This window comes from Sulfitobacter sp. UBA4523, assembly GCF_002388305.1.
GTDB classification, from domain to species: domain Bacteria; phylum Pseudomonadota; class Alphaproteobacteria; order Rhodobacterales; family Rhodobacteraceae; genus Sulfitobacter; species Sulfitobacter pontiacus.
Map to the genome: position 1 here is coordinate 7,937 of NZ_DGMH01000026.1, position 7,711 is coordinate 15,647.

A 7,711-nucleotide genomic window follows, 5' to 3' on the forward strand; every position below is an offset into this window, starting at 1 on the left:
CCTTCCATCGCGTCGGGCAACCATGTGTGCAAAAAGAGCTGCGCCGATTTACCCATCGCACCGATGAACAGCAGGATCGCGATCAGGTTCGCGGCGTTCCAGTCGGCCCAAAGGAAACCAACGGTGGTTTCCGCCAACTCGGGTGTTGCGGCGAAGACATCGTCGAACTTGATCGAGTCGGTCAGATAGAACAGGCCAAAGATACCAAGCGCAAAGCCGAAGTCACCGACACGGTTGACCACAAACGCCTTGATCGCCGCCGCATTCGCAGAGGGCTTCTTGTAGTAGAAGCCGATCAGCAGATAGGACGCGACGCCCACGCCTTCCCAGCCAAAAAACATCTGAACAAGGTTGTCAGATGTCACGAGCATCAGCATCGCGAAGGTGAAGAACGACAGATAGGCGAAGAAACGGGCGCGATAGGGTTCGGCGTCCGAGAAATTCTCGTCATGGGCCATGTAGCCGAAGGAATAGAGGTGGACGAGGCTGGAGACCGTGGTGATCACGATCAGCATGATCGCGGTCAGACGGTCGAGGCGGATCGCCCAATCGGTCGACAGGCTGCCGCTTTCGATCCAGCGCAGGATCTGGATGTGCTGTGTTTCACCGTCAAACGAAAGGAAGACGATCCAGCTTAGCAGCGCCGCGAGGAACAGTAGACCCGTTGCCACATATTGGCCGGGCTTCTCCCCGATCAGCTTCCAGCCGAAACCACAGATCAATGCACCGACAAGTGGTGCGAAAAGAATGATCGTTTCCATGATCTTAGCCCTTCATCACGTTGACATCTTCAACCGCGATCGTACCCCGATTGCGGAAGAAGCAGACCAGAATGGCCAGCCCGATTGCGGCCTCAGCCGCAGCGACGGTCAGGACGAACAGCGTGAACACCTGCCCCACCAAATCACCCAGATAATAGGAGAAGGCGACAAAGTTGATGTTCACCGCCAAGAGCATAAGCTCGATCGACATCAACATGATGATGATGTTCTTGCGGTTCAGGAATAGCCCGAAAATGCCAATGACAAACAGCGTCGCCGCTACTGTCAGGTAATGTTCAATTCCGATCATGTCGTCCCTCGGTTCTTTTGCCCGTTTCAGGCGTTCTTTAGTTCTTGTCGCGAGATGTTTCCATCCCGATCCCGTCGCATCTAGAAAATGCTGTAGCCGCCCACGACCACGATCAAAACCACGACAAGCACCACAATTGTATTACGTGACATGGATCACATCCTTGATTGGGCAGGCCGCTTAAAGGCCCTGCCCGGGTTTCACATCATTCAGTTTCATTGCCAGCTTCGGATCGCGCATCATCTGGTCGACCACGTTCTGGCGTTTCACATCCGCACGGTGGCGCAGCGTCAGCACAATCGCCCCGATCATCGCGACCAGCAGGATCAGCCCCGACAGCTGGAACAGCAGGAAGTATTGATCATAAAGGATCAGGCCCAATGCAGCGGTGTTGTGCACCTCGTCGGTGATCACCTGCGTGCGCAGACCTTCGGCGGCAGAGTTCGTATCCCACGCGCCGAACGCCATCACGAATTGCATCAGGATCACCAGACCGATCAGCAGGGCCAGCGGCATATAGCGCGCCATTTCCGCCTTGAGCTCGGCGAAATCGACATCAAGCATCATGACAACGAACAGGAACAGAACCGCGACCGCGCCGACATAGACAATGATCAGCAGCATCGCGACGAATTCGGCGTTGAGCAGCACGAAAAGCCCCGCCGCGCTGAGGAAGGACAGGATCAACCACAGCACCGAATGCACGGGGTTGCGGCTGATCACAGTGAACAGCCCGCCAGCGATCACGCTGATCGCGAAGAGGTAAAATGCGAAAACGCTCATGCGTCACCTTCCTTGTCATCCAAAACACCCTGCGCGATTTCCATTGCGCGGGTCATGGCGGGGATGCCGGCGAAAACCGCCATCTGCCCGATCGTCTCTATCACTTGCTGCTTGTGGGCCCCTGCCTCTACCGCGTGGATCACGGCCTGACGCAGCGCCACGTCATTCTGGGCACCCTGCATGGTCAGCCCCGAAATCGTCAGCAACATACGTGTTTTGGCATCCAACCCGTTGGGATTCATCGTATTGCCAAAAAACGTTTCCATCATGTCTTTGGGCATCTTGCCCATCATCGCCTCGAACCCTTTGGGGGAAAACGCATCCATTGCAGGAAAGGCCTTGGCCATATCCTGCATCTGACGCATCATCTCTTCAAAAGGGTTCTGGCTGTCGGTCATCGGTACGGCGCGTCCAGTTCGAGGTTGCGCGCGATTTCAGCTTCCCAGCGTTCGCCGTTGTCCAGCAGCTTGGCCTTGTCATAGAACAGCTCTTCGCGGGTCTCGGTCGAGAATTCAAAGTTCGGCCCCTCGACAATCGCGTCAACCGGGCAGGCTTCCTGACAGAAACCGCAGTAGATGCATTTGGTCATGTCGATGTCATAGCGCGTGGTCCGGCGGCTGCCATCATCGCGCGGTTCCGCGTCGATGGTGATCGCCTGCGCCGGGCACACCGCTTCGCACAGTTTGCACGCGATGCAACGCTCTTCCCCGTTGGGATAGCGGCGCAGGGCGTGTTCACCACGGAATCGAGGGCTCAGCGGGCCCTTTTCATGCGGGTAGTTGATCGTCGCCTTGGGCTTGAACATATACTTAATGCCCAGCTTCAAGCCTTGATAGAAATCCTGCAGCAGGAAGTATTTCGCGTGACGGGTATAGTCGGTGTTAGCCATATCAGCCCCCTACTGTCCAACGGGCATAGATACCCCAGAACCAATCGAATTTCGCGGCGAAGGATACGAAGACAACCCAGAACAGGCTGAACGGCAGGAACACTTTCCATCCCAGACGCATCAGCTGGTCATAGCGGTACCGCGGGGTGATCGCCTTGACCAACGAGAAGAAGAAGAACACCAGCCCCATTTTGGCGACCATCCAGAAGATGCCGTCCGGCAGGCCGGGGATCGGCGACAGCCAACCGCCAAAGAACATCAGCGAGATCAGCGCGCACATCAGCACCACGGCGACCAGTTCGCCGATCATGAACAGCAAGAAGGGCGTGGAGGAATATTCGACCTGATACCCGGCAACCAGTTCCGATTCCGCTTCAGGAAGGTCAAACGGCGGGCGGTTGGTTTCGGCCAGCGCCGAGATAAAGAACAAGATCAGCATCGGGAAGTGCGGTAGCCAGTACCAGTTCAGCAGACCGTAGTCGCCGCTTTGCGACAGCACGATGTCCCCGAAGTTCAACGAGCCAGAGCTGATGACGACGCCGATGATGATCAGACCGATCGACACCTCGTAAGAGATCATCTGCGCGGCAGAGCGCAGCGAGCCCAGAAACGGGTATTTGGAGTTTGACGCCCACCCGCCCATGATCACGCCGTAGACTTCAAGCGACGAGATCGCGAAGACATAAAGGATCGCGACGTTGATGTTCGACAGAACCCAACCGTCGTTGAACGGGATCACCGCCCAGGCAACCAGCGCCATAACCAATGTGACCATCGGGGCCATGAAGAACACGGCGCGGTCCGCACCGGCGGGCACGACCACCTCTTTGACGATGTATTTCGCGAAATCCGCAAAAGATTGCAGCAGACCGTAGATGCCTACAACGTTCGGGCCGCGGCGCAGCTGTACCGACGCCCAGATTTTCCGGTCGGCGTACATCAGGAACGCAAGGGCAAGAAGCAGGGGAATCACAACAAGGAAAATCTGGCCAATAATCAGCAGGATCGTCCCCAGCGTGGTGTTGAAAAAGAAGTCAGCCATAGGTCCTCACACCGTCGGTATGCCTTTTTCCATGCAGTTCTGCACGGTCACTTCAGCATCTATTGTCTTCAAGCCCGCAGGCAGGCTCGGCGAGATGGTGTAAACAGCATCTGCGTGCCAGACACCACCCTCGATCTCAACATTTGTACGCACGTGGCGGGCAAAACCAAAGCCCCGGATCAAAGTATAGCGCGCCGCGGCACATTCCGCGTATTCCGCTACATTCTCGGATGACTGCGCTTTGGTCATCGCCACGTCGAACTGGACAAGATCCCCGTCCAGCAGTTTGGTTTCAACACCGCGATACTCGGGAATGAAATCTTCGGCCATGGGCGCTTGCGTTTCGCAGGCCCCCAGAACCAAAGGCAACATCATCCCCAAAATCCTCACTCCGCCGCCAGTGGTTTTTCGCGGCGGGCTTTGGCGTTGGCCGAAAGCTCTGCCATCAACTGGCTGGCGCGGGCGATGGGGTTGGACAGGTAGAAATCGGCAATCGCAAAGCGCAACGGGCTGTCGCCGAAGCTGCCCTGCGCCACCGGCTGCCATGCGTTTTCAGCAACCTGATCGATATTCCCCAGATGCGGGACATCAGCGACCAGCGCTTTGCGCAATGCTGCAAGCGAATCGAACGGCAGCTTGGCATCCAGCTCGGCACTCAGCGCGCGCAGGATGGCCCAGTTTTCCTTGGCCTGACCGGGGGCAAAGCTGGCGCGCGCGGCAAGCTGCGGACGGCCTTCGGTATTGACGAACAAACCGCCCTCTTCCGTATAAGCGGCACCAGGCAGGATGATATCGGCACGGTGCGCGCCGCGATCCCCGTGCGAGCCTTGATAGATCACGAAGGGGCCAGCAGGAATGTCGCCCTCATCGGCGCCAAGGTTATAGATCACATCGGCGGCCAGCACATCGTTGATGCCATTTTCAGCAACGGCACCGACGTCCATCGCACCCACACGGGATGCGGCGGTGTGCAAGACCATAAAGCCGGATTGCGTCGCCTCGGCCAGCGCCATGGCAGCGGCCAGAACCTCTGCCCCGTCTTCGCGCGCCAAGGCCCCCATGCCCACAACGATGACCGAGGATTTCTCGGCAATGTCGGCGTGGTCCTTTTTCAGCAGGTCATTCAGCAGCGACGGGCTGTCGCCCAGATGATCGTAATCATAGGTCAGATCGACCGCTGGGCCCATCAGCGCCACATCCGCGCCGCGGGTCCATGCCTTGCGGATACGGGCGTTCAGCACCGGTGCTTCCACCGCGGGGTTCGCGCCGATCAGCATCACGGCTTGCGCGTGATCCAGATCTTCGACCGTGGCGGTCCCGACATAGCCCGACCGGTTGCCCGCAGGCAGCTTCGCGCCATCGGTCCGGCATTCGACAACACCGCCCTGCCCTTCGATCAGTTGTTTCAACGCATATGTCGCCTCGACCGAGGCAAGGTCACCGATCAGACCGGCGACTTTCTTGCCCTTCATCGCAGCAGCGGCAGCGGCCAATGCTTCGGGCCAGTCAGCTTTGCGCAGTTTACCGTTTTCACGAATATAGGGCGTGTCCAGACGCTGGCGGCGCAGACCATCCCAGACGAAACGGGTTTTATCGGAAATCCATTCCTCGTTCACGCCATCATGGTTGCGCGGCAAGAAGCGCATGACTTCGCGGCCCTTGGTATCCACACGGATGTTCGACCCAAGCGCATCCATCACGTCGATCGATTCGGTCTTTGACAGTTCCCACGGCCGTGCGGTGAAAGCATAGGGTTTCGAGACCAGCGCCCCCACGGGGCACAGATCAATGATATTGCCCTGCAGGTTCGAATCGAGCGTCTGCCCCAGATAGGCTGTAATCTCGGCGTCTTCACCACGGCCGGTCTGGCCCATCTGGTGAATGCCCGCGACCTCGGTGGTGAAGCGCACACAGCGGGTGCAGGAAATGCAGCGCGTCATATGGGTTTCGACCAATGGACCCAGATCCAGATCTTCGGTCGCGCGCTTCGGCTCGCGGTAGCGGCTGAAGTCGACGCCGTAAGCCATCGCCTGATCCTGAAGGTCACACTCGCCACCCTGATCGCAGATCGGGCAATCAAGCGGGTGGTTGATCAGCAGGAATTCCATGACCCCCTCGCGGGCCTTTTTTACCATGGGCGAATTGGTTTTGACGACAGGCGGCTGGCCCTCTGGGCCAGGACGCAAGTCACGCACCTGCATGGCGCAGGACGCCGCAGGCTTGGGTGGGCCGCCCACGACCTCCACAAGACACATCCGGCAGTTACCGGCAATCGACAGACGTTCATGGTAACAGAAACGCGGAATTTCCACCCCTGCTTCCTCGCACGCCTGAATGAGCGTCATCGCCCCTTCGACTTCGACTTCCTTGCCGTCAATGATGATCTTGCGGGTATCGCTCATATGCTTATTTCGCTCTCAGTAACGAACCGATCCGGCTCGATTTTTGGATTTCTGCACGCCCTAACGCACAATAGCTTTGCGGGTCCGAAGTATCGACCCCCTTCGCCTTTAAATATGCGGCCCCACGGGCCTTCATGCGCGCCTTTTCAGCATCGCTTTTGCGGTAGGCGTCAATTTCGTCCGACGTATAGCCCAAAGATTTCGCCGTATTGTGCACATTGTTCAAATAGCTGAGCGCGCGGATCATACGGGCCGAGATATCGGGGCATTCTTTGCGAATCCGGTCGGCCAGTCCAAGATCAAGCAGCGCATCATCAACAGCCGGTACATCACGCAGCGGCGGCTTTGCGGCGACAGGGCTGGCCATCAGGGCCACGGTTGTTACGGCGATCAATACGTTACGCATCTTACTCTCCTCATGTAGCGGGGCGGACTGCCCCTTGCTACACATGGGAACTGACCCCGATGTTATTCAATAACATCTCCGGATCAGCCATTTGCCAGCGGTATGTCGCGCAAACGGTCAGGAAGGGCAAGCCCCCTGAAACGTCAAAGCGTCGTCCACAAGGCGCAAATTCTCGGGCGGGGTGTCCGGCCCCACGACCCATTTGATATCCGAACTGCCATAGTTGGTCACACAATAAACCGTCGCTTCATAGCGCGCCGCTTCGCGGGCACCGTTGATCGACTGTGACGCATTGCGCACCCGCAGGGTAAAGACATCGCGTTGCCCGTCAACTTTGCTCAGCTTGGTGCGGAAATATTTACCATCAAAGGCCAGACGGTCTTCGCGGGCGGTACAGCCGGCCAATACCGCGGCCGTTATACAAAATAGAACAATCTGCTTCATCTTCCCTCACTCTGCCGGTGTGGCCGGACCCGTCTTTTTGTACAGCCCCCTGCCCGATCAACGGGTGAAAGCTATCGTTCTTCAGTCGTGCCTCAGAAGGCTGCGAAAATCGCCAGGACCGCCAAGGCCAGAATACACACCAGCCCCAGCATAAAGAACAGCGACCGCATCGGCTGGTTGGTCGTCCCGATATGCACCACGGCCATCGCGACCCGCACCGCTACGAATAGCGCCGCAAAGAGGTTCACCCAGAACACAGGCGCGCCAAGCAGCACCGCCGCAAGCGTCGATGCCAGAAACGGGCCCGACGCCTCTATCGCGTTCATGAACGCGCGTTCGCGGCGATAGACCACATCGTCGTAGTTCCGCTTGGGCTTGCCGCAATCGCAGCGCCCCTCTGGCGTGCGCCCCATGGTAGAGAGCGCGCCGAGGACACTGATCAGAATGGCCCAAAAAGCCAAAGCAGTCAGCGCGTGGCTATAGGCGGCAAAGCTTTCCATCAAAGCTTACTCCGCCGCGACGGCGCTGACGCGGCCGGTGCGTTTGTGCTTGATGCGATCCTCGATCTCGTCGCGGAAGTGACGGATCAGACCCTGAATGGGCCACGCCGCTGCATCCCCAAGGGCGCAGATCGTGTGGCCTTCGACCTGCTTGGTCACGTCGAGCAGCATGTC

Annotated in this window: 12 protein-coding genes; all 12 read right to left on the reverse strand. The window is 58.1% G+C overall.

The window, feature by feature from the left end; translation table 11 throughout:
- A partial coding sequence (locus B3849_RS06970) for a proton-conducting transporter membrane subunit (protein WP_286779953.1) occupies positions 1–761 on the reverse strand: 761 nt, incomplete at its 3' end.
- 4 nt (positions 762–765) lie between these two features.
- Complete coding sequence (gene nuoK / locus B3849_RS06975) at positions 766–1,071, reverse strand: NADH-quinone oxidoreductase subunit NuoK (protein WP_005853964.1); 306 nt, start codon at positions 1,069–1,071, stop codon at positions 766–768.
- Between the two features lie 180 nt (positions 1,072–1,251).
- Positions 1,252–1,854: an NADH-quinone oxidoreductase subunit J gene (locus B3849_RS06980; protein ID WP_278424811.1), complete on the reverse strand. Its 603-nt coding sequence runs from the start codon at positions 1,852–1,854 to the stop codon at positions 1,252–1,254.
- A complete protein-coding gene (locus B3849_RS06985; protein WP_005853969.1) occupies positions 1,851–2,252 on the reverse strand; it encodes a carboxymuconolactone decarboxylase family protein in 402 nt (133 codons plus the stop codon). Before B3849_RS06985 ends, B3849_RS06980 begins: the two co-directional genes overlap by 4 nt.
- Positions 2,249–2,743 (reverse strand): NADH-quinone oxidoreductase subunit NuoI, encoded by a 495-nt coding sequence (nuoI, locus tag B3849_RS06990; RefSeq protein ID WP_005853971.1) that lies wholly within the window; start codon positions 2,741–2,743, stop codon positions 2,249–2,251. The genes B3849_RS06985 and nuoI overlap by 4 nt, the downstream gene beginning before the upstream one ends.
- A gap of 1 nt (position 2,744) precedes the next feature.
- Positions 2,745–3,785, reverse strand: a complete 1,041-nt coding sequence (gene nuoH, locus B3849_RS06995) for an NADH-quinone oxidoreductase subunit NuoH (RefSeq protein ID WP_005853973.1) — start codon at positions 3,783–3,785, stop codon at positions 2,745–2,747.
- Between the two features lie 6 nt (positions 3,786–3,791).
- On the reverse strand, positions 3,792–4,160 hold the full coding sequence (locus B3849_RS07000) for a hypothetical protein (RefSeq protein ID WP_005853975.1): 369 nt from the start codon (positions 4,158–4,160) through the stop codon (positions 3,792–3,794).
- Positions 4,161–4,171: 11 nt separating this feature from the next.
- Positions 4,172–6,187, reverse strand: a complete 2,016-nt coding sequence (gene nuoG, locus B3849_RS07005) for an NADH-quinone oxidoreductase subunit NuoG (protein ID WP_286779954.1) — start codon at positions 6,185–6,187, stop codon at positions 4,172–4,174.
- 4 nt (positions 6,188–6,191) lie between these two features.
- Positions 6,192–6,593: a DUF5333 domain-containing protein gene (locus B3849_RS07010; protein ID WP_005853978.1), complete on the reverse strand. Its 402-nt coding sequence runs from the start codon at positions 6,591–6,593 to the stop codon at positions 6,192–6,194.
- Between the two features lie 117 nt (positions 6,594–6,710).
- Positions 6,711–7,037: a hypothetical protein gene (locus B3849_RS07015; protein WP_005853981.1), complete on the reverse strand. Its 327-nt coding sequence runs from the start codon at positions 7,035–7,037 to the stop codon at positions 6,711–6,713.
- Between the two features lie 92 nt (positions 7,038–7,129).
- The gene (locus B3849_RS07020) at positions 7,130–7,537 is read right to left on the reverse strand and encodes an MAPEG family protein (RefSeq protein ID WP_009824860.1); all 408 of its coding nucleotides are present in this window, start codon (positions 7,535–7,537) and stop codon (positions 7,130–7,132) included.
- 6 nt (positions 7,538–7,543) lie between these two features.
- A partial coding sequence (locus tag B3849_RS07025) for an NADH-ubiquinone oxidoreductase-F iron-sulfur binding region domain-containing protein (protein ID WP_286779958.1) occupies positions 7,544–7,711 on the reverse strand: 168 nt, incomplete at its 5' end.